Origin of the sequence: Sphingobacterium sp. UBA7249 (assembly GCF_002472835.1) — a bacterium.
Classification (GTDB): Bacteria; Bacteroidota; Bacteroidia; order Sphingobacteriales; family Sphingobacteriaceae; genus Sphingobacterium; species Sphingobacterium prati.
The window spans coordinates 1-23119 of the sequence record NZ_DKST01000016.1 but is presented as its reverse complement, the minus strand read 5'-3'; the positions used below and the strand labels follow the sequence as shown (position 1 = coordinate 23119).

General features: G+C 37.3%; 14 protein-coding genes. 5 read left to right on the top strand and 9 right to left on the bottom strand.

Annotated elements, in window-relative coordinates; all coding sequences use genetic code 11:
- Positions 1–756: 756 nt before the first annotated feature.
- The 5 genes from B4A24_RS13755 to B4A24_RS13735 all read left to right on the top strand — a co-directional run bounded on the left by B4A24_RS13755 (position 757) and on the right by B4A24_RS13735 (position 5270).
- Positions 757–1530, top strand: a complete 774-nt coding sequence (locus B4A24_RS13755) for a pentapeptide repeat-containing protein (RefSeq protein ID WP_293945691.1) — start codon at positions 757–759, stop codon at positions 1528–1530.
- Positions 1531–1606: 76 nt separating this feature from the next.
- On the top strand, positions 1607–2155 hold the full coding sequence (locus tag B4A24_RS13750; protein ID WP_293945689.1) for an RNA polymerase sigma factor: 549 nt from the start codon (positions 1607–1609) through the stop codon (positions 2153–2155).
- A 476-nt stretch (positions 2156–2631) separates the two neighbouring features.
- The gene (locus B4A24_RS13745; RefSeq protein WP_293945687.1) at positions 2632–2820 is read left to right on the top strand and encodes a hypothetical protein; all 189 of its coding nucleotides are present in this window, start codon (positions 2632–2634) and stop codon (positions 2818–2820) included.
- 339 nt (positions 2821–3159) lie between these two features.
- Positions 3160–3351 (top strand): hypothetical protein, encoded by a 192-nt coding sequence (locus B4A24_RS13740; RefSeq protein WP_293945685.1) that lies wholly within the window; start codon positions 3160–3162, stop codon positions 3349–3351.
- 65 nt (positions 3352–3416) lie between these two features.
- On the top strand, positions 3417–5270 hold the full coding sequence (locus B4A24_RS13735) for a hypothetical protein (protein WP_293945683.1): 1854 nt from the start codon (positions 3417–3419) through the stop codon (positions 5268–5270).
- A 269-nt stretch (positions 5271–5539) separates the two neighbouring features.
- On the opposite strand, the gene B4A24_RS13730 is transcribed toward B4A24_RS13735, so the two are convergent.
- The 9 genes from B4A24_RS13730 to B4A24_RS13690 all read right to left on the bottom strand — a co-directional run.
- The gene (locus B4A24_RS13730; RefSeq protein ID WP_293945682.1) at positions 5540–7012 is read right to left on the bottom strand and encodes a PKD-like family lipoprotein; all 1473 of its coding nucleotides are present in this window, start codon (positions 7010–7012) and stop codon (positions 5540–5542) included.
- Positions 7013–7028: 16 nt separating this feature from the next.
- Positions 7029–7796 carry a DUF4843 domain-containing protein gene (locus B4A24_RS13725; protein WP_293945680.1) on the bottom strand — a complete coding sequence of 256 codons (768 nt, stop codon included), beginning with the start codon at positions 7794–7796 and terminating at the stop codon, positions 7029–7031.
- Between the two features lie 11 nt (positions 7797–7807).
- Positions 7808–9262, bottom strand: coding sequence for a RagB/SusD family nutrient uptake outer membrane protein (locus tag B4A24_RS13720; RefSeq protein WP_293945679.1), 1455 nt, complete (start codon positions 9260–9262; stop codon positions 7808–7810).
- A gap of 10 nt (positions 9263–9272) precedes the next feature.
- Positions 9273–12635 carry a SusC/RagA family TonB-linked outer membrane protein gene (locus tag B4A24_RS13715; protein ID WP_293945678.1) on the bottom strand — a complete coding sequence of 1121 codons (3363 nt, stop codon included), beginning with the start codon at positions 12633–12635 and terminating at the stop codon, positions 9273–9275.
- Positions 12636–12725: 90 nt separating this feature from the next.
- Positions 12726–13835, bottom strand: coding sequence for a FecR family protein (locus B4A24_RS13710; RefSeq protein ID WP_293945676.1), 1110 nt, complete (start codon positions 13833–13835; stop codon positions 12726–12728).
- Between the two features lie 39 nt (positions 13836–13874).
- Complete coding sequence (locus B4A24_RS13705; protein ID WP_293945674.1) at positions 13875–14453, bottom strand: RNA polymerase sigma factor; 579 nt, start codon at positions 14451–14453, stop codon at positions 13875–13877.
- Between the two features lie 573 nt (positions 14454–15026).
- The gene (locus B4A24_RS13700) at positions 15027–19013 is read right to left on the bottom strand and encodes a hypothetical protein (RefSeq protein ID WP_293945672.1); all 3987 of its coding nucleotides are present in this window, start codon (positions 19011–19013) and stop codon (positions 15027–15029) included.
- Positions 19014–19477: 464 nt separating this feature from the next.
- Positions 19478–22645, bottom strand: a complete 3168-nt coding sequence (locus B4A24_RS13695; protein ID WP_293945670.1) for a sensor histidine kinase — start codon at positions 22643–22645, stop codon at positions 19478–19480.
- Positions 22646–22654: 9 nt separating this feature from the next.
- Positions 22655–23119 (bottom strand): LytR/AlgR family response regulator transcription factor (locus tag B4A24_RS13690; protein WP_293945668.1); only part of this gene is annotated, 465 nt, incomplete at its 5' end.

Sequence of the window (23119 nt, the reverse complement as noted above, 5' to 3'; positions counted from 1 at the left end):
TTTATCCTTATGATAGTTCCCGGAAACTATTAGCTATAAAGATTCTGGACGCGAGATCCAAATTAAATGCTATTACCATAAAACATTATGAAAAATTTAGTATGTACTGTACAAAAATAGGAATAGCGCCAAGGGCTAAAATAGGCTGGAACAATAAAAACTATTTTTGTCGCTACTGCACTACAACTTTATTGACATATTGCCTAAAACAATCAAATATTGAATCATTAAAATTCATAAGGCACTCCTTGGAGAGAGTTTTCAATGCTTAAAATTCAGTTTAAAGCAGATACCTAAAACTTTCTAGCATGTATACTTATCTGCTTTTTCTTGCCATAGATGCCCTTACGTGATTAAACTTACAGCCTAGATATCCGCACATGGTTCTGCAGTTTCTACAACGGCATATATGCTGATATTCCGTAAAAAATCTAGTCGTTCGCAAAATAAGTAAAACGCGATTCATCAAAATTGGAACCTAAAGGCAACTTAAAGATAAAGCACATTTTCACATCCAATAAGTTGATAATAAACTATAATGATGAACTTTTTATCAACATAAGAAATATTGAAATCATTTCTTTTCTGCAAAGAAATTTCCACATCTATTATTTTCTCTTTTCTCGGGACAATTACTCTTTTCAACCGTATACATATTTGCTAGCCTGAACACCATCTAGCGCAATGTCCATTCAAGTACTGGTTCATTGCGAATTAATCTGCTGTATAAACTGTAAAATATTTAGATGAATAATTATGGGATACGAAATTGAAAGAAAATTTGAGCAAAAATCGATTGAGCATTTCGATTTTAGTTATAAGATTTTTAAAAACTGCTTCTTTGAAGATTGTAAGGTGGAAAACAAAGACTTTACAAATTCAATTTTCCAAAATTGTCGTTTTACTCGTTGCGAATTCAAGAACTGTAACTTTCAGTCTGCATCTTTTCAAAAATCAGGCAAATGGACAAACTGCTCATTTACATGCTGTGATTTTTCTAAAGTGATTATTGACAACCTACAAGTTGACACAGTAGCTTTTTCAGATAATTATATCAATAAAACAGTTTTTAACGGTACCGAACTAATAAATGTCGTTTTCGAGGGAAAGATAAACTCATCTTGGTTTTTTGGCATCCCACAAAAAGAGAGCCTATACGCTGTCAGCTTTTTTGCCTATAAAAAAGCCAAAGCTTTAAGTGTGCCTACTATCAATTTTGAAAAAGCACTATTACAGGATGTTATTTTTTCGAGATGCTTAGATCTTTCGAAAACGAAATTTCCCAAACAAGAACAATTGATCATTGTTAAAAATCCGTCTAAATTTTTCGCCAATTTTCTCGCTAAGGTTAAACAAGTATTTGCCGATGCTGCACCAAGAAATTACTGTACAGAGCTGGTTGACACATTTTTATTTGCAGCTGACAGGCAAAGTATGCCAATTATCGTTGTCGACTTAGACTCCCTTAACCTTTCGACACATAATATGCAAGATAGATTGATTATCGAGCTATTAAAAGGAATTAATTAGTAATTATTTACAAAATAAAAAGGAAGCTAAATAAATTATATTTCATTTTTCTTCCCAATTATAAACGTTGTAGCTTTTGCATATTTTAACGGATGAAGAACTATATCATTTTGTAAAAAATGACGATAGGCGCGCTTATACGGAATTGTATAATCGTTTTAGAGCCCCCCTTTTGGACTATACACTCAGGAAAATAAATAAATCGAACATAGCAGAGGATATAGTACAGGATGTATTTGTTAAATTGTGGATCAACCGAGGTCATATTGATTTAGAAGGTCATTTTGTGGGTTATATTTATCGAACCTTACGAAATTCCATTTTTGACTACCTATCGCATTCAATACATGTGCAACGTCACCTGGATTCTGTAGAGCCTCTTACAGATTACGAGTACAACACCACCGATTTTAAGGTGCGAGAAGAATCATTATGGAATATTATTCGACATTTGTTGGATCAATATAGTCCACATGCACAACCAATCGTACTCCTGCGGATGCAAGGTTATAAAAATCCTGAAATTGCCAAGATGCTGAATCTCTCTGAAAAAACGATTCGCAATCAACAGTCGGCGATTATCAAATATTTGAAACTAAAGATTCCGAATTTAAACCTTAAATAAATTAATAATATTTCTATTCCTTAATTTAATTGCTGCTGCTATAAAATTAAGGAAAAAGACGTGATATGTACATCTTTTCAAATAAATCTGAACTTTAGACAGAAATGCCATAGTCAACAAGGGGAATGGAAATCAGCTTCGGATTATTTAGTCAGACTTTTTGACCGGACAATCTTTCAAAGAGAAATTATTTGAAATTATTAAGGGACAATTTTGATGTATAACCGTAATGTATATATAGGTATGTTTTGGTAATGGAACTAACATACTTAATTACAATACTTTTCATGTATTATTATTGGGTAAGGCTGCTTCGATATTATATCTGAGCAGCTTTTTTATTTTTTTCAGGACAATTTTAATACTCAACCGTAAAGTACTATTTGGGTAGCGACCACTACAATATCAGTACTGTTTAAAGTAGAGAATTCAGTACTGATAATATATTTTAAAAAAAACAATGGCTTTAGAAAAATATGAGAACTCATTCAACACGGTATTCAAAAAAGATCAAAGAACTTGTTGTTCATGCGATTGTCAATGGCGAACTATGGCTCGAGGAAGCAATGGAGATTTACAATATCAACGATAGACGAACCGTTATCGACTGGTTGCGAAAATATCAACGTCAATTGAAAAAAAGTAAGGCTATTGGCGGTTTATAGGCAGTGCACATCTTTTATTTATATTAATTTTCTTGCTTTACCACGTACAAATGCTACCATTTTTTAATTTAAAACACATTGAATTACACAGAGCCAGCCTCCGAAAAATAATATTCAACTGATGGTAAACACTTTACAAACTACTATTAAAATGAAGGAAGCAAAATATCCGAATATATATGTTCAATTATTTTATTTTTTTTCGGGACAATTTTAGTTTTCGATCGTATACATATGTGTTGTGCATTTAATCACACGTGGATAGTCATGAGTATCACAACTCAACCATCTCAAAAAAAATAAATTACAGTTAATTATATCAATAATAATAAATTTAATATGAAAACAAAAGTAGAATCTAAAAGTAAAATGATTTACAAAAAGCCAATGGTTAAATTGGAGATCATTCAAATGGAGTATGGCATTGCTGCTGGCTCTTCCCCAGTGGTCCCTGGTGGTCCGGACGGAACTAATCAACCTGATGTGAATGACTGGACTACAGATAGCAAAAGCAATGATTTAACTTTCTAAAGTATTTTATGAAAATAAATTCTAATCCAATAATTTTTGCATCCAGGATTCAAAAATTGATTATTATGTTAGTTTGTACGGGCTTAATATTTGCATCCTGTTCTAAAGAGAAAGAAGTCAATACAACACCCGAAGAAACAGGAAATGTAATCTTTAGTATGAGTGCTGTTACAGATAATATTATCGCTAATCCAGTCACCAAAGCCACGGCGAATACTGCATCTAAACCTGAAGGTTCCTCAAAGACAGTCAAGTTAGAAAATGGTGTGATGGCAACAGCGTCTGCTTCAGAAGGCACTTATAGCGGTATCGGGGCACCGATTGCTGTTAAGGCAGCATCGGCTCGTGCTGCTAACGGAACTGTTGCCGGAAAGGTAACTCCCGGTGTTAATTATCGCATTTTAATTTACGATAATACCGGAGCATTTGTTAAATCGGTCTCGGCGGTTTCGGGTACCGATATGCCTATTATGTTGCCAATAGGGAAGCAACTTGTATGGTATGCATATTCCTATAACGATGACAATGCAGTCGCTGAACCCGCTGACCTAAATAACCCCAGTATTACTACACCAAATGATAAAGATCTGTTGTATGCAACCGGATCATTTACTTCGAGCGAATCCGTGACTAAAATTCCGATTACTTTTGATCATAAGCTAGCACGCATAGATGTTCATGTGAATTCGGATCAATTATCTGCAACCATCACACAGATAGCCGGAACGATCGCAAATACTAGCGGAATTAATAGCGGAACATTAGATCTACGCACTGGAGCGGTTTCGAATATTTCCAATACAACTATTGGAAATTTGACCTGGACCAATGCTGACGGAAGTACCACGCCCAGCAACCAAAAATATGCGTCATACTATACTGCCGATCCTAGCGCATTGACTAGTATTCAACTTAAATTAACACAATTGGATGTTTCCTATGTTAATAATAGCACCGCAACTTTGATTACTCCGGCTAGTCCAAGCACTGTTTCTTTTGGAACTTATGCGCCAGCTGTCGGTAAGATATTGTTGGCTGACTTAAAGCTCTGGAAAGTAATTCCTGTTAAGAAGATTTTACACCTTTCAACTACCTCGATCTATGGATATGCAGCAGAGAATGCAGCTTCCGCAAATGTAATAGGCGATGCGCGCAATTTTGGTACTACTGCTGCAAGTGTAGTAAAAAGTGCTGGTTTTACCCATGTAGGACCTAATTTAACTTCAGTACAAAGAATAGCAGAAATTAATGCTAAACCAGATATTATAATTATCGGGTATGCGTATACGCCAAATGCAGCCGAACTAACCGCTTTGACTGCTTATTTAAATGCTAAGGGTGTAATTATCTGCCAAATGGAGGACCCTGCTGGACTTCAAACCACACTCAGATCGTTTTTAGCGAATCCTGCAATTACAGTTTCAAGCAGAAATTCTGCAGGGGCAGTATATCCGTTAAATTCTGTTAATGATGAAATATTAAATGGTCCATTCGGAAATCTGACCAGTGGAAAATACTGGGGTGAGGACGCAAGTGCTACAGGCGTTATTTCCGGACTAAACCTGGCGAATATCACTGTCTATAGCGGTGGTTCGGGATATAATTGGCCTACTAGCAATCCCGGAACAGTGTCGATGTTCAAACATAATACACTTAATTTATTTGTCGTCGGTGACGGTGGTTTCTTATCCAATCACAATACTGTCGGAAATAGTACAAGTAATACAATTGAACCATTTGCCGTAAATGCCAATAATTTCCCGATTTCAAGAGCATATGGTATTGCGAGTACAAGTAGCTCTCCGGCGGGTACTTTACCTGCCGGCAGCTGGCAAGTGAGTAACTCGATCGTTTTTGCGAATACAATGGCTTGGGCAATTAAAAGAGCTCAGTTTTATGGAATAAATACGACACCATAATAATATTCTTTATCAATCATTTGGAGGTAAAAACACAAAAATACCTCCAAATGTTAATATAAATAACTCTTTCGATTTTTATATATGAGCTATTTATTGAATTGCTTTTCAACAAAATTGGAAAAATTCAAAAAATCAGTTTTAATGATGAGTCCGATACAATATCGGACTCATTTTTTATATCAAGAAAGTCGTTTCTTCTCATCATTTTGTAACCATCATGAGGGTGATAAATGGTTTTCGAGGAGATTAAGATGTAATAATATGATTTAAAGGATTTCAAGACTAACAGCTTTATCAATGACATTAAGCTGTGTCTTGTCAAATTTACCTGTAGCTATATTGTAAAGGTAATAAGATCCCTTTTTAAACTCCTTACTATTTTTATTAAAAGTAGCGATACCTATTTGTCTGGCTTGAGTTGATAAAATATTATCAAAATTCCAGGAAACAATATCACCAGAACTATCATCCGGCAATTTCATCACTTCAGAAACATCCAATGTCTCTGCAGAACAACGATAAATAGTCCTTCCTTTTGAAAAGTACCAATACTTATTGTAAACAATGAAGTTTGTTGCACCGTTCATATCAGGAATATTCCTAGTAAGGATTACTTGAGCTTTTTCCGGCCTGCTGTTTGCTTTGATCGTTATATTATGCAAAAAAAACTCGTTCCCTTTACGAGTTAAAAATCGCCACTTCGCTTGTCCAGCTTCTACACCAGGGAGTTCGGCCGCTGTAACATAGCTATGCCCTTTGGTATCATCTGGATTAAAAGCATCATCATAAACACTAACACTCCCTCCATACAACAGATTGCCAAAAACTCGAAAACGCTCATTTCTGTGATCAAAACCACCGACAAAATTGGCTGCAAAAATTTCACCGAAAAAACTCAACTTACTGATAATAACATCTCTTTTACCAAAATTATAATCCAGAGAATCATCCGAATTTATAATAGCCCCTACCTTACCAGAAGCCACAAAGCGACATTTTCCATTCATTAGAATTAAACCTGGAAGCCGATTGATATTGGTAAACAACTCCATATAGCTTGGCTGGAGAGGCTCTCCGGAAATAACAGAGCTGTACCTAGGATACTCTAGTATTGGCAGATAACTATATAAATCAAGAGCTACTAACGGGTAATCCCCCTCTAATGTCGCAATATGAACACTCCATTGCGGAAGCGGGCTAATCTGTATTCTAACGGGTTTCCTTCCCAATCTTACCTCAGCAAATTCTCGAAAGTGCTGAAAAGAATCATTTTTATTAGGACCTATAACGGACAAAACAGATTCGCCGTTTTCAGTCTCTGTAAGCAAATACGATCCATTTATAATGCCGGCAACGACATGGATATAAAATTGCTTGGTATAGGTTATTTTGGTTTGCTTATCGAGCACATGTAAGACACAGCTATGTGTTCCAACACCGAGATTCTCGCTAGCTACAGATAGCTCCAATGTATTACTAATGGTATCCTTTCCTTTCGACCAGTAAATGGCCAACTGACTAAGATTTTCTCCGCTCAACGTACCTGACACTTGGGGTTTGAATTGAATTTTACCTCCATACCTATAGCTATAACTTTTACCATTAAGATCCTCCCCGTTCATATCAACAATTTCCAGTTCATTGATGTTTTGGTAGACATAGTTTCCCTTATCCTTTGTACATCTATTAAAAAACTGAAAAAGTATAATCGATACGATTAGGACTGCCCATCTCTTCATAATTGTTCCAAATTATTTATGGTAAATATATCCTTGGTAATGATCTATCCCCATTTGGATATACTTCATTATCCTGGAAAAATTTTTTCAATTGCTCAATATACATAAAGGTAACGGGGTAATAATACTCTAAAGGATATAAAGGCATATTATTCCAGGAATAATTAGGTTTCTCTGGTGGAAAAAGGGGCGCGGTAATATCCAAGCCTGGTTTATAGATCCGTATCCACTGCTGATATACCTCCGGTTTGTACTGCCCAAAGTAAGAACGCCAAGTTGTCCACCATACAGGTTCCGTCAATTGATCACTTATAAAAAATCGACAACTTGTTCGTGTGGCCTTACCAATTTCGAAATTCGTATTATCTCCTAAATCAATTGCCAAAGAGAATACCCGTTCTTTAAGTGCCTTATCTTTTTTAATCGAGATAAATAGTGTGTCCACAAAATACCCAGAACGTATAATTGGCCTCGATAAATCTACTAACGCTAGATTTATCGATGTTTCATCCTTATTGATTTTAACATTGTATTCTCTATCTTCTTTGTGTTGTTGACCTATAATTAACACCGGGATAGCAAGAATTACTTTATCAACCTCAACAGATTGCTTAGCAAAAGAAAACGAAGTAGAATCCAGATAAAGCTGATGATGGTTTGCCCAAGCAGTCGGCTGACCAAACTCAACATAGGAATTATCTACATCAAATAAATCCAAATTATCTTTCTCTTGACATCCCGTCACCAAGATTATAACAGTTAAAAAAATATACAAATACCGCATATATTTAATATTTATTGTGGATTAAGTAACTGTTCATTTGATGGCAGAGGAAACATAAATATAGCCTCACTAGCCGCGATTGAATAGCCATTTCTATATATCGGATGAAACAAGCGCTTATAATAAGTATACAGATAGCCCTCACCAATATATTCCCGTCTTACCTCATCCATGATATAATCTTGTAGGGTTAGCAGAGAGATGCCTGCCTTTCCAGCAAGCTTTGGCAACCCTCTATGTATCCTTAAGACATCAAGATATTTTAAAGATTGATTTATATTTTGATTCAAATAAGATTCCGCCAGAATGAGGTAAATTTCAGGAAGATTGATCAGCTGCATCTCAAAAAAATGCATGTTGGCAGGTCTTGTACTTTCTTCACTATCTAATATCCAGAATTTAATAAAAAAATCTTTGACGCCCCACATTTTGTAGCGGTAGTCCGAAATACTTCCTGAACCCTGTGTATAAATATGAGCTAGAAAATCTGGGAAATCCGGGATCAACACCGTGCTTATATATAAATCCCCGTCGAAGATACCATCCATATTTCTTTTTAAATCTTTCACATATAGGCCCCAGATATTTTCGACAGTCCACCTTCTATCAACCTCTTCCGCTAAGATAATATCCTCCTCGTCAATCAACCTGATAGATTTATTGAAGCTTAATTGGGTCAACAATTCTTCTCCACGCTGAATAGCTTTAGGTCTATCTTCGGCCCATTGTGCTTGTCTAACCAACAAGGCCATGACAGCATAATAATTCATGCGAATGCCTCTGCGGTCCAACAGGGCATTATAGGGCTGCCCTTCAACGTTTCCATTATGGTCTTTTCCTTTCGTTATAATTGGATCTTCTCTCAGTAGGCTTTTTGCCTCCAATAAGTCTCGCTCAACTTTTGACAAAAAATCTTTACTTGTAGAGAATTTTTCTGGTTGCTTGGAGACGGCGGAATAATAAGGTACAGCTGGTGTATTCATTCCTTTTACAAGGGTTACTGGTCCAAATAACTTAAAAATTTCCAAATGTATATAAGCCCGTAATCCTAAGAGTTCACCTTTTACAAGATTATAATAAACATCTGATCGTATATTATCTAGATAGGATAACATCAAATTACATTGATATATAGCACCATACATTTTTGACCAGATCACATCTCTTTTTTGCTGAAATGCTAAATTATGAAAGTCAAATTGATTTTCAGCATAATAATCATGTTGGCTATCTACAATCCAATAGCCAGCCATTACATCTAACATACCAAACTTCAATTCCCGACCATACAAACCTGGCTCGGCCAACTGCAGATATATTCCAGCCAGGGCTTTAACAAAGCCTATCCGATCCTTTAATGCATCGTCTACATAAATTTCATCCTTCGGTCTTACATCAAGCCATTTATCACATGAACTACTGCCCAGACACAAGAAAAATAGTATTAGCACTCCTATCTTTTTCATTTTTAACGCATTAAAACTGAGCCATTATTCCAAAATTAAACGTCGCTGCAAAAGGATAGTCTAGTCCACGCTCCATCTTTACAGAACTTAAACGGACAACATCATTCATCGCAAAGTTTACCTTCAAGCGTTGTAATTTATAGCGCGCGATCCATTCCTTCGGGAGATCGTAGTTAATCAATAACATCGAAAAACGTAAGGTGTTTTCACGCTCGACAAATCGACTTGATAAATATGTTTTTTCACGTATACGTCTATCTTTAAAAGCGACAACATCCCCGGGAGTCTTCCAACGCTCCTGATCGGCTGTAAGATCAGTATTCATTTGGCCATCATTATTTTCTATACGATCTACAAGTGTGTGATTATAAACATCACCGCCAAGGGTATAGGTAAAATGAGTCTGTATATTTAGCGATTTAAAATTAAAAATACTGTTTAGTGTACCGAACAGCCTAGGCTCTTTATTTCCAATGACGCCAATATCTGCGACGTCCCATTGATCTGTTATCCGTCCTTCTTTTGTTAAATAAATTTCTTTCCCCGAAGCAGGATCTATGCCTAAAGATTTTACCCCTTTAATATTGTTTACAGATGCTCCCTGCTGATAGAATGTGTTTTGCTCATACGTTCCATCGTCGTTCTGGACTAAATTACTTTCATTTAAGACATCAAGGGCGTCCGAAATTTTCATCAATTTTCCGCTGTTCTTTATTGCCGTGGCCCCGATACTCCAATTTAATCTTTTTGAAATATTTTCGACCAACCTTATAGACCCGGCACTTTCAAATCCACGATTTTGTAACTGCCCCATATTTTCGAAATAAGAATTATTTGGGATACCTACTGAAGGAGCTACAGTTATTAAAGAAATCATCCTATCTGTTAATTTATTGTAATAGATAAGGCTGAATTTAATACGTTCATTCCATACATTACTCGTAACTCCGATATTCCAAGACCTAATCTGAGGCCACTTCAGGTTAGGGTTGCCTTCATAATTATACCTATAGGCATTTTCTTTGAAATAAGCCTGCCCCTGAGGAAAGATATACGATGAGGAATTCATATTTGCAATAAACGCTTCTGTACCATTAACTCCTGTATTAACAAAAAATCTTAATTCTTGTATATTTTTTTCTTTCAGAAAAGCTTCTTCGTGAAGATTATAACCTAAACCAACACTCCAAAAATAGCTGTACCTATTATTTTTCCCAAAATTAGAGGCGCCATCAATTCGATAAGAAAAATCACTAATATATTTATTCTTATAAATATAATTGCCCGTAAACAATATTCCGGCAAGGCGGTTAATTCTACTATTCCCTGAGTTTATTTTTGCCTTGGCATTTGCTTCAATCCAATTATGGTCAATCGTACTATTACTATCGATACCAAATCCTCTCCAATGTAACGCTTCTTCATCAAATTGGTCAGACTTAATCTCACCTATTAAATTGGTGTTCCACTTATGGTTAATACTTTCTTTTTTATACGACAAATTAACGTTGGAAGAATACCTAAGCCCCTTTATTCCAACACGACTATACGCTCCGGTACTATCTGCTTGCATATTTGCAAAGCGAGTATGCTGGGCTGAGGTAAATTTCTCATCTATTGATCGATTTCGTTCCAGAATCGCATTCATACTCAAGGTGAATTGTTCTCTTAAATTCCACTTTAATGAAAGTCTATTTGACCAAAAATTACTTTTCTTTTGATCCCGATGTGTTAAGTCGACATTATATAGCGGGTTGAACTTTACCTCTGTCAAAGTTTCATCAGCATACTCCTTCATTAGGTTTCCCTTCCCATCATATAAGGGCTGATAGGGATTCATTCGTGCAAAGGACGCAAATGAACCGTACGGGGAATTATATGATTTAACAGCTTGGACGTTTGTATAGTTGGTAAGCATTAATTTTTCTGAAATACGGTATTGAAGAGTGAGAGCGGCATCCTTACGTTCGCGGCCTGATTTTTTCATCGCTCCTTTGAGATCTGTAAGGTTCCCCTCTACACCAAAACGTAATCGATTACTCCCTCCTTCAAAACGTATTGAGTTTCCCAAGGATAATGAGGTCTGCAAAGGCTGTGATAACCAATAGGTATCGATTCCTTTCAATACTTTGATTCGTTTATTATTATAGAGCTGGTCATACAACACCTGTTGTTCTATTATAATATCCGGATCAGTATGAAATGTAGAAGCATCGTACAAACCAGAAGACTTCTCATAATCCAATTTTTGTACAGCATTCATCAAGTTATAATCTCTTAGATCTGGCACTGTAATAGCTGCAGTAGTGTTGTAAGTGACGGAGGTCTTTTGTTGATTGGGCATCCGAGTCTCTACCACCAAAACCCCATTTCCCCCTCGAGAACCATAAAGCACAGTTGAGCTTACATCTTTGAGCAAGGATATACTTTCTATCCGATTAATATCCAAGTCATAGAGTCTTTCCAAGGGTACTTCAAAACCATCCATTATAGCCAGCGGTGTATTTAAGGAATAGGTACCTATATTATTGATACCGCGTAAGTATATTTCGGGAATTACATTTGGATTAGCGCCTGAGACTATGTCATAGTCTAAATACAAGGCTGGATCAAGACTTTGTATAACTGAAAAAATATTTCTGTGATTGAATTTTTCCAATTCTCGCCTTGTTATTACAGATGAAGCCCCCGTCATAGAAGGGACGGGTCGACGGGTATACCCTGTATTAACCACAACCTCTTCGATGACGCGAGTCTGAGCTCTCAAAATGATATCGATTTTCTTCTTTCCCCTAATGTTTACAGTTTGCTGTTCGTAGCCCAACATGGTAACGGTCAAAATGCCGTTGGTATCGACTTTTATCTCATAGCGACCATCAGAATGGCTTTTAGTAACCTCTTCTATCGCACCTCGGAATCGTATAGAAGCGCCTGACAGGTAATTACCACGATCATCCTTCAGTACTCCGGTTAAAATATAGGTTTTAGGCGATTTGATTATTTGACTGGTTTTATTTTTCGCTTGCTTGCCATCCTTTTGAGCTCCTTTCTCGCTCATGATAATTGTATTCCGCAGCAAAAAAAACTCGAAAGACTGTCCTTCCGAAATTATAGCTAACACCTCTTTTAGATCTCTATTCCTTACATCTAAGCTTATTTTCTTTATATCCTTTAACAGTCCGATATCCCCTACAAGATCCATTTTTGCCTGTGTTCTGATTTGCTCCAGGACCTCATACATCGATTGATTTTTAATATTAAGGGTAATAAGTCGCTGCTGTGCATAAACCATTAGCGTCTGGCATAACATCAATATCCAAACTAATAATAACCGAAGTTTTACAAAAGAATTACTCACGGCAAATTGTCTCATTAGGGCTAGGCATTGACATTCATAAAAACACCAAAATTACAATAAAAAAAAGTCATAAATTAAAACAGCATAGTCCACAAATTTTGTTTCCTAATTTAATTTGTCAGTCTTTTTGTTTATAAAAAGTGTATTATCCTTCCATTCGTAGTGAATAGGTATCACCTTCTCCAATATTTCTAACACCTGCTTAATATCTTGGTTTCTATTGATACGCCCAAACAATTGTTTATTAGGTAGGCCTTGATCTACCTGAACAGAAATGCGGTACCAATTACTCAATTCCGATCCTAAATCGTAAATATTTAATTTACGAAGATCGAAGTATCCTTCCTTCCAATCGATGTACCTGTCAATCTCATTACTTGTTATTAGCTTACTATTTTCATAGAGTTGTCCTGCAGTCATTATAATCGGTTGTACTTTATTATTCCCAATCTTCAGCGTTACTTTGCCTTCCAATAAAGCGACCCTATTTTTTGTTGTAAAGTCCGCATTAAATTTTGTCCCTAAAACTTGAATATCTCGCCCTTGACCATGGACTGTAAACGGCGTTTTTTGATTTTCTTCATAAACTGTATTTACCTCAAAATACCCTTCTCCTATCAAATATACTTCACGATTCTCCGAATGACCGACAGGATACTTTATTTGCGAACTCGAATTTATCCAAATCTTGGTACCATCAGTAAGCTGGACACTTGCCAAGCCTCCTCGCTCTGTTTTTAAAGTATGCATAGGTGTCTTGTCTACATCAGCGGTCTTAATATATTGTAGTTCTCCTGAAGCAAGCCTACTAATTGCGTAACCTTTAACTCGAAGTGTATCCCCATGACGAATGTCATCCAGTGGATATTCCGAATCATCCTCCAATACCAAAATCGCATGCGAAGAATTTGGCGCTTTAATATCATCCAAACTAGCAAATTTACCCATAGATGGGGTGCTCGATCGGTTATACCAAAAGAAAGTTAATCCTATAATAACAATTGCCGCCGCAACAGAAGACCATCTAACAAGCGTCTTAACTTTTGATGTTTTTAAAATTTTCTTATCCAATAGGGCTACAACTGTATCCACTTCGGACTCGTCGAAAGACCGGTCATTTTCTTCGTTCTCAAACCAAGTTTCAACCAGCTCCCGCTCCGCATCCGTGCATTGGTCTTTCGTGTATCTATGTAATATGTCTTTGTTTATTTTCATGTTACTTTGCCAGTAAAAAATTAACCACTATTTCCCTAATCAACTTATTAAAAACAGAAATATGAACAATATTACGTAGGGGAGCTTAGACTTTAGGAATTTAAGGATAGACGAAGACAGATTTCGTATTGTTTTTTCAGATACACTTAATTTTTCTGCAATCTCAGTATTATTATATCCCTCCATTCTAAGCCTAACAATAGATTGTGCTTTATCACTATACTTATTCAGCACTTGTTCTATCTGTTTCTTAAACATTTTTTCTCTCAACTGATAATCCGCTTTGATTCCCCCATCATTATGTGGTACTGTATCTTCTATTGAAGATAAATATCGCTGGGAATGAACAGATTTTGCCATATGATCTATTATTCCATTACGCGCTGCTTTGAATAGATAAGATACGACAGTTCCCTTAACGTCTAATGTCTCACGTTTTTCCCAAATCCTGCCCCATAGATCATGGATAAGATCATGCGCATCTTCTTTATTCATTTTTTTTAATACATAAGCTACTAGCGGACGTTTATATCTATCATAAAGTTCTTCATATGCCCTTCGATCCCCTTGTTTTATGAAATCGAAAAGCTTCTCATCAGAATATTTTTTTATTGACATGTAAAGTTATCCTAATTAGCTAAAATCAAATTTGAAAATCTCAGTCAGTTCTTACATGCGACATACTGCATATTGAGACAGGCAAGGCCTTCGTACGCTGATAAAATATAGGTCTAGATCTCTGATCGCTCACTCTTCCGAATATTGACCGAAAAGCCGTGAATATATTTATTTTTATACTGTACATCTCTTTCCTTAGGAATTGGTAAAATCCCCTTAAATATAGCAAAAAACTAGCATATATTTGAAAACCAAAATAATGTTAAAGAAAGGATATGCAACTGGACTTGAAACTCTTAAATGCCTGAACACTAAATATACTAAGTTTCAGTTCTCACAAATAATATCTTAACGGTTACTCAAAAATGAGGATTATTGTTTGTCTAATTTCAATAAATTATCAATGCAAGCCAAATTTAAAATAGAACTGATAGCAACGAATAATACTTTTTAGACATTACGGGATACCATACCGGCATATGAACCGGCGGTCGATCTGGCCATATTAAACTTAAAATACCGAGCTGTCACCGAGTAATGAATATTTTTTTTGTGCTAACCCCGTAACGTATTTTAAAAAGGAACCATATTTAACTGAAAATCTGTAGTTTTCCAATCATTAAACGCAACCAACAAATCGCTATTTACTTGCAATGGGATACTTTGCGTATTTGTTGATTTTATGTTGTCCTTCTCTTTAGCTACACTTGCTATGACTGAAACGTGGTTGACAGCTTGATGATTTCCTATTCTACATACACTTAAATCCGGCGAGATGGTAATATCCATATCTATATTTGCTGCTAAAGATAAACCCTTAATCGTTAATGCTCTAATCTCTTCGCCTACTATCCTACTGATAGTTAAAGCAATACCCTTATTTTGCTGTGTCGTTAATCGCATTTGCGAGTTATCCGCAGTTACCAGTATGGTATCCACGTCTCCTATGTTAGTTTTTATATTTTCCAATTTTATCATAGCACCGTTAGGCATAATACTATTGAAAGTATACGTGCCGCTTGCTGTTCCTCTAATCTTTCGTGTTAAGTTCTTTCCTGTCGGAAGTAAATATGCCCCTGGCACTAAGTAACATGGGTGACTACCAGGAATTTCACTATAAATCTTTCCATTGATATGCCCTGCTTTTAAACCTAACTCATCGGTGATCTCAATATCTGCAGGACTCAGCATAAAGTCCATTGCAAAGCCCAATACACCAAACGGACCATTAAATGGCATATCATGATCAGCAAGTGTAAAGGCTCCGTTGGACATAATGCCTATCGTAATCTGCTTGTCTAGCCTAAATCCTGGCTTTTTATTATAGGTATAGGTTAATTTACCATCTACGGCACTAAACTCTAAGAAGCAGTCTGGATTGGTTTCGTTGTTACAATCATAGCAGTATAATTTAACGCCATCCAAGCTGTTTACGGTACTCAATCCATCTGCTGAAAGCTTAGGACCAGTATGACCTGCGGGGTATACAAATCGATAAGGATATAAACAATGAGAATCGCTAAGTTTATCAAAATATCCACTGTCCCACACTTCACCTGCTGGTATAAAAAACAATAAAGGCGTATTATTCCGATCACAGCCTCTAAGGAAAGTTGTCTCAATTGAACGAATCGCATAATCTACATTATCGGCGAAAGTACGACCCCAATCATGAAAATGAATCAAAGACTCTTTGCTTAACAACTTTCCATGTATAGCGGTCAGTTCTTCTATGATGTCTGCTTCCTGGATACCTGTAATATCCACATTATTTGTCCAAAGGTTATCAGCAACTTTAGCGGACATGGCTGTACAGAAACCCGTTGCCAATCCTCCATCTCCTTTACCTTTTAAAAAGTAGGTATAAAATACAAAGAAAGCGGCTGTTAACATAGGATGGCCAAATATTGGGTCGAAAGATTCATGCCATACCTCACTTGAACCAAATGTCTTTTTAAAGGTATCAAAACTTGGCTTTCCTATATTCGGATTATGGAATGATAGGTTGTTTTTGCCAAAGCGATAGGGTATTTCTAAAACTCCAGCTTGAGAGACACTGCGTTCATTACTAAGCATACCATCTGGATTTCTGACCTGTACTGAAACTACAGATGAATTACCTTGATTAAGAAAACCTATCATAGTAAATGTTAATTCTTTGCCAGAGGCTGCCACTTCTGCTGCAATACTCTGATTATTAATCAGTACCGATGCTCCCAGCACAAATGCGCTACCTCTCAATATTGTTGAAACTCCAGGCATCATCTGATCGGCAAACACGTCTAATTGCGGTTTTATTCGAATATTTACCCGGTTGCTTTCAAAATTATCTACTACTCGAAGTATAAATAATGCTTTAGAACCTCCCGAAATATCCAATGGTAAAACGACATTCATACTTCCATCAGCGTTTACATGATGCTGTAATTCTATAGAACCATCAAAAATAACTTTATCTGAATTCGCAAAAGTATTTCCTTTTACCACAATTGTATCTCCTGGAAAAGCCTCATATGTACTAACAGATGTAATAAAAGGTCTTGTTAACTGTTCATTCCAAGCATCTAAAGAAAACTGAAAAAACTCATTAACACCATCTAAGCCATGATTATAGCCCGCTTGTCCGTCATAACCGCGTTGTCCGTTTGCACCAACATCGCCATTGCGCGCATTATGACAATAATCTTTATCATTTCCACTTCGACCACCCAATCCTCCATCGCCCCCCAATGCGCCTGCACCTCCTTGGCCTGGCTGTCCTCCTTGATTTTTCCAACGAAAGCTGTTGTTGGTAACCGTTCCTTCCAATGTACCCTGCAATACACCAATGCTGATATTACCACCATTTCCGCCATCACCGCCGCGACCACCATCGCCGCCATTTCCACCATTGCCTCCTCTACCACCATTTCCCGCATTTTTTTTACATTCATTAATTATTGGCCAATATGTACCCACACTTCCTCCTTGCCCATTTCCTCCTCGTCCTCCTCGTTGACCAACACCTCCTGTAATGCCATCCTCTCCATTTAAATCTATATTTGGTAAATTGGTCATGTTCTTAACCCACATTTCTAAGGATGGTGCCTTTCTGCCATTTGCTCCAACTATTCCAGCGGTCCCTTTCCCTCCATATCCTCCAGCATACCCACTTCGTTGATCTTGATTGAATTCACGTTGTGCTGTATTATGATTTGGGATCCCATCTAAATATGGATCATCAGCATGCCCTTGGGTATAACCTCCAGGTCGTCTCCATGAAATCTCTGCATTAGGACCACATATCACTTCCTCTGCCAAAATTATAAGCTTATCTACATCTGCAGACACTTCTAATCTACAATTTGTCAAATCCAATTTCTTAGCAATAATTATAGCTTCATTTTGTGATATGATATTTAAAGTGTTAAAATGATAATCCAAGGTTCCCAATTGTTGCCAGTTTTGAGGTTTATTTCCTTTTAGATTTTCTGTAAATAGCTTTTTATCATAAACGAATAACTGACCATCTTTTTTAGTGAACATATTCAAGCTTTCCTTAGTTCCCTTTACTTCGCCATTCGCCAGCTTTTTGTTCAATTTCTTCACCTTACCAAAACCTGCCTTTCTTTGGTCCAGCGGTCCTTCTTTCAAAATTTTTATATAGTTTAAGCTATTTTTATTGGTCAGTTCTGTTGCCATCAAGCGACGTTTAGTTGCCATATCAGCTTTGATCAGGTCAACAGCCAATGTTGCCCAATGTTCAATAGGCTTAAAAACAAAACCAGGTTGAATCCATATATTGCCCTTTTGTATCGTTCTATTTGCAGTGAATTTCATTGTTCCCAGTGAACTTACACTTTCTACGCCCGCCGCATTCATAATCTGTTTAACACGTTGTAGTTTTTTCCTAGCCTCATAAGATTCATAATTTACATGCACGACAACTCCCTTTAATGCTTCGGATAAGGTCTTCTCCAATTCTCTGGAATACTTAAAATCTTGTTGTATGGAAGCTAATGTGGATACACCGGCACTCACATTAATCTGACCGATTGTCCCCTTAAATGTCGAATCTTCACTTTTCAATGAAGCCCCCACTCGAAATACACTAGATGAAGCATCTTTAAATTCACCTATAATTTTTTTTCTTGCTACGACCTGATTATCTGTTTCTAAATACGTTTCGCCACTTTCATCCCGATATAACCGAACCATCTGAGGGCTTCCCCCAAGGAGTTTTTGCGTACTTTTTAATTGACTCTTTTCTGCCGTTGTTTCTATATCTGCCGTCAGAAATCCAGATTCATCAATGTAAATTGAAACCAGTAAATTATCAGACTCTATAAGCATTTGCTTATTCCCATTTATCGAATTGGGGCTGACCATCGCTTCTATGGTAAATGATTGCAATTCTTTTGAATTAACAAACATATCCATATCTAAATATCCACCGTTAACTTTAAAATCTCCATTTGTGGAGGTGAGCTGAATGTCTCCTTTCAATTTTAACGAAGAGGAAGTGCCAACATCATTAAATACCGCATTTCCTGTGGTTTTTAATACAATTAATTTTTCCATGATTTTTATAGTTTAATGAATGAATTGGTTCCTCTCTCTTCTAGTGGACGGAAAAGAATCAACATATTGTAACGATCAGATTAAAGTTAAGTTTAAAAAAAACCTTTACAGACTATCAATGAGTAAGTGACTGCAAACTCAGTGTGAATAAGGAGAATCAATTAGCGAGCAGCTGTTCGACCTGTTACCTGTAACTCGTCACCAAGATCTCGGCACTCGTCAGCAAGATCTATCAACATCTATATCAACCACAACCATATATACGCGTCACTCCGTGCTTGAGAGGTGGGGCAACCGTCCGATATCATACATCATTCAATGAAGACAAGCTAGGTATTGAAAACAGAGAATCTTTCCAAGGCCATTAAACTTAGGAAGGTTGCCGGAGGCGCTTCTAAAAATCGACTAAAAGTTTAAATGCATAAGTATGTTTTTCGAGAAAATGCCTATAAGGAGATAATTGCCTATAAAGGAAGCGTGATCGTAATCCGGACAGTAAAATCTTCCTCATCAGTTTTTTTGTCAATTGTGAGTGAAGCGGATTCTGCTGATTCATCACTACTGAGCATACGTAATCGTTCTTGTACTCCTTTTAAACCAAATGAGGTGCTTTTGAAATTGCTATTTCCAGTTTTAGGAAACTGATCAAAACCAACACCATTATCCAGAATTTCAATCCTAATTTCCTTTTCTTCTAAAGCTGTCCGAATCAATATCTTGCCTTTTTTGTCATGGAGGTGCCTCACACCATGATGTACGGCATTTTCGACAATTGGCTGAATCAGCATTGACGGAATCTTTTTATTGCTTTTGATTAAGCGTTCATCCGATTGAATGCTATAGGTAAATATATGATCGAAACGTTCTTGCTCAAGATCCAGATACAGCTTGACCAATTGAAGTTCGGAAGCGATGGTCACCTTGGAGAATTGAGAATTCTCAAGTACGATACGGCTTAAAGTGGCGAATTTCTGAATCAGCTTGCTGGCCTGTACCGCATCATTTTCGACTACATAGGCCTCAATAGAATTTAAAATATTGAAAATAAAATGTGGATTCATCTGCGAACGAATAGCTTTCAGTTCACTTTCATATAATTGTTGCCGGAAGTCAGAGGCCAATTTTTTTTCCTTTTCCATTTCCAGGATCTCGCTCTGCTCCCTGATCTTGCATTCATTTTGTTTCAGCTCATGCTGTAAAGTCAGGCTAAATTCCTTCTCCATCCGATTAATTTTAGCCTGATGCGCCAGTCGATAGAGCAAAATCAGTACCACTGCAAGAAAAACAAAAGACACTAGACCGACTTTAAACCATAAACCTTGATACCACAACAGTTTTACAGACACAGGGATATCTAGTTGCGCTTTCGACCAATTTCCATCCTGATCCCCCACCCGAAGAAGAAAACGGTAATCTCCGCCTGCAACATTGCTGTAAACAGCCTGCTGAATTGCGTCTGAATCAATCCATTCCCGATCAACCCCTTCTAATTTATAGCTAAAACGTAAGGTCTTGTCCGCAAGCTGGCCGGGTACAGCAAACTGAAAAGAAAAGGTATTTTCATCAGGCTGGAGCCCAATCTTTCCATTTACAAGCCGATAGGTATTATCGCTGTTGAGTATCCTGAACGCGCTTATAACGGGCGCTATATTTTCGGCTTTATTTCCAATCTCAGCCATCGGCCCTTTGATCAGACCTTTATCCGTCATCCAAACCAATACATCGAAATCAAAATAAAAACTATGGGTCGAAAATTGCTCGGGCGGGAATATGCCTTGACCTGCTCCCAATTGTAAAAACGTTTTGGACTTTGGATCAAAAATCATTACTCCATCTCGAGTGTTCATCCAGATTCGTCCTTTTGTATCATTTTTTAGGGTATGGGCATAAAACAAGGGGAAACGATTACGGTCATTAGCCTGCAGGAAACGTGTTTTCCCTGGCTGTTCAATAATCATCCCTATACCCTGTTGACTACTACTGTACCAAAAGCAGTGATCGATATCCAAAAGAAAGGAAAACACGGTATTGGCAGCAAGACTTTCTACAGACTGCCGCTGATGCTTGAAATTAATAAACTTCATATTCACCTTATCCACTACTTTAACTGCACCGAAACCATCCATACCTAGCCATAGAGAGCCAGAAATATCCTTTCCTAATGTGATTACTTTATGGTCAATAAGACCACTCTCTTTATTGTACAAGACAACCTTATTGGTAGAAAGATCATATTGATATAGTCCCGAACTCCAGGAGCCGATCCATAGGATATCTCTTCCATTGACTGAATCCCAAATCACACTATTGCAGTCGGTTCTCTCAAGACCAAAAGAGTTTCCAACAATCTTTAATGCCCTAAGCTCTTTACTCACCGTATCAAAAACATAAATCCCGCTGTCTACGGTCGATATATAAATATAAATCCCTATAGCCGTAAGTTGGCTGACCTTAAGGTTATTCAGGGAGAAAGCTGATAAACGTAGCTTAAAATCTGGAGACAATTCACCAATCTGAGCGTTGGAGATATACCACTTCTTGTCACCTACTTTTAAGATATGCCGGATAGGGTCAGTTTTAACAGGTATGAGGTCTTTAATTAAATTTAACTTTTTCGAATAATAAAATAGACCATGATCTGAACATATAAAATATCCCCCCTGTATGGATACAATGCGATTGATTTTAACAGCAGATCCCTCTGGAGCAGCTCTATTCCACGGTATCTCAACAACCTCCTTATGATATAGGTCATAACTGTACAGCTTGCCCCCACTATGGGCTGCCAATATTTTATTCTCTTCCGAGAAAAAGGAGACATCAGCGATATTGTTATCATAATGTGCAACATTAGGACCAATACCAAGAATATTTCGCTGTGCAATCCGCTTTTTTTGAGGCAATAACCGTATTAGATCATGATTATAATAGGCAGCAAAAACCTGCTCCCCTGCCATACAGATTCCCGTAACCGCATTTTCACCCTTGTTCGACAGATCATAATGAACTGTCTTCCCAGAATTGGGTTCGTAAGAAAATAAACCATGATAGCGCGTACCTATCCACAGAATCCCATGTTGATCTTCTTGGATGCGGAAAATAGTTACATAAGCTGCCGGTGTTAGTTTTATCGATGATATGTGTCCCGATACTGGATCCAGAATCTGCAGGTCTGTTTCTTGCCCACCAAAAAACACCTTACCTCCTGACTCATGAACAGCATAGAGTTCATGTTTCTCAACATCCCCGCCAGCCGCTTTGGCACTATAGCTAGTCCAGGCCTCATGCTGAGGTTTGGACCGATCATAACATATTAAGCCCCGGTTATAGCTCGCAATCCAGATCTTATTATTACTACCTATGCTGAGATTTCCCAAATCATACGAAAAATCTGAATGTTGTGTAAAACTAACGGGGAAAAAGGTATTCCCATCAAAATAGCACAGACCTTTTCCCGTTGTGATCCATACGAATCCTTTTTCATCGACAGCGGCATCTCTGATTTTGTCACTGGGGAGTCCCTCACGACTGGTAAAATGAAGAAAGTTATAAATCCGTTCCTGTGCCAGCCCTCGCGATAAGGTAACCATCACAACGACAAATAGCCGAATAAATAACTTTACGTTTGCCATAACTGCAGGTTAAGTACGGGATAACAATTCCATAAGCAGACTTTTTTTGGTTGGAGAAACCTCTAGCTCTGATCCGTCCACAAGCTGTAAGGTCCCTCCTTCCCCTTTCTTATAGCGAATTACACAGCTAAGATTAACGATCGTGCTCCGGTTGATCCGCAAAAAACAATCACCATCGAGCAATCCTTCAAACTCTTTCAGTGTCCTGGAAACAATGATCTTGTTACCTGCAGAAAAATAGAACACCGAGTAGTTACTCATCGCTTCGATTTTGACGATTTCATCTTTCCTTACAAAATAAATACCTTCTGAAGTAGACAGGGCCAACCGCGATGCGCAGGTGCTCGCCATATGAATTCCCTGTTTCCGGCGCTGTTTTTTCCATTCAATCCGTTTGGATAATTTTTCAATTGCAGCCGTTAGTTCATCAGTATCCACTGGTTTGAGCAGATAATCCAAAGCATCGGCGCGCAG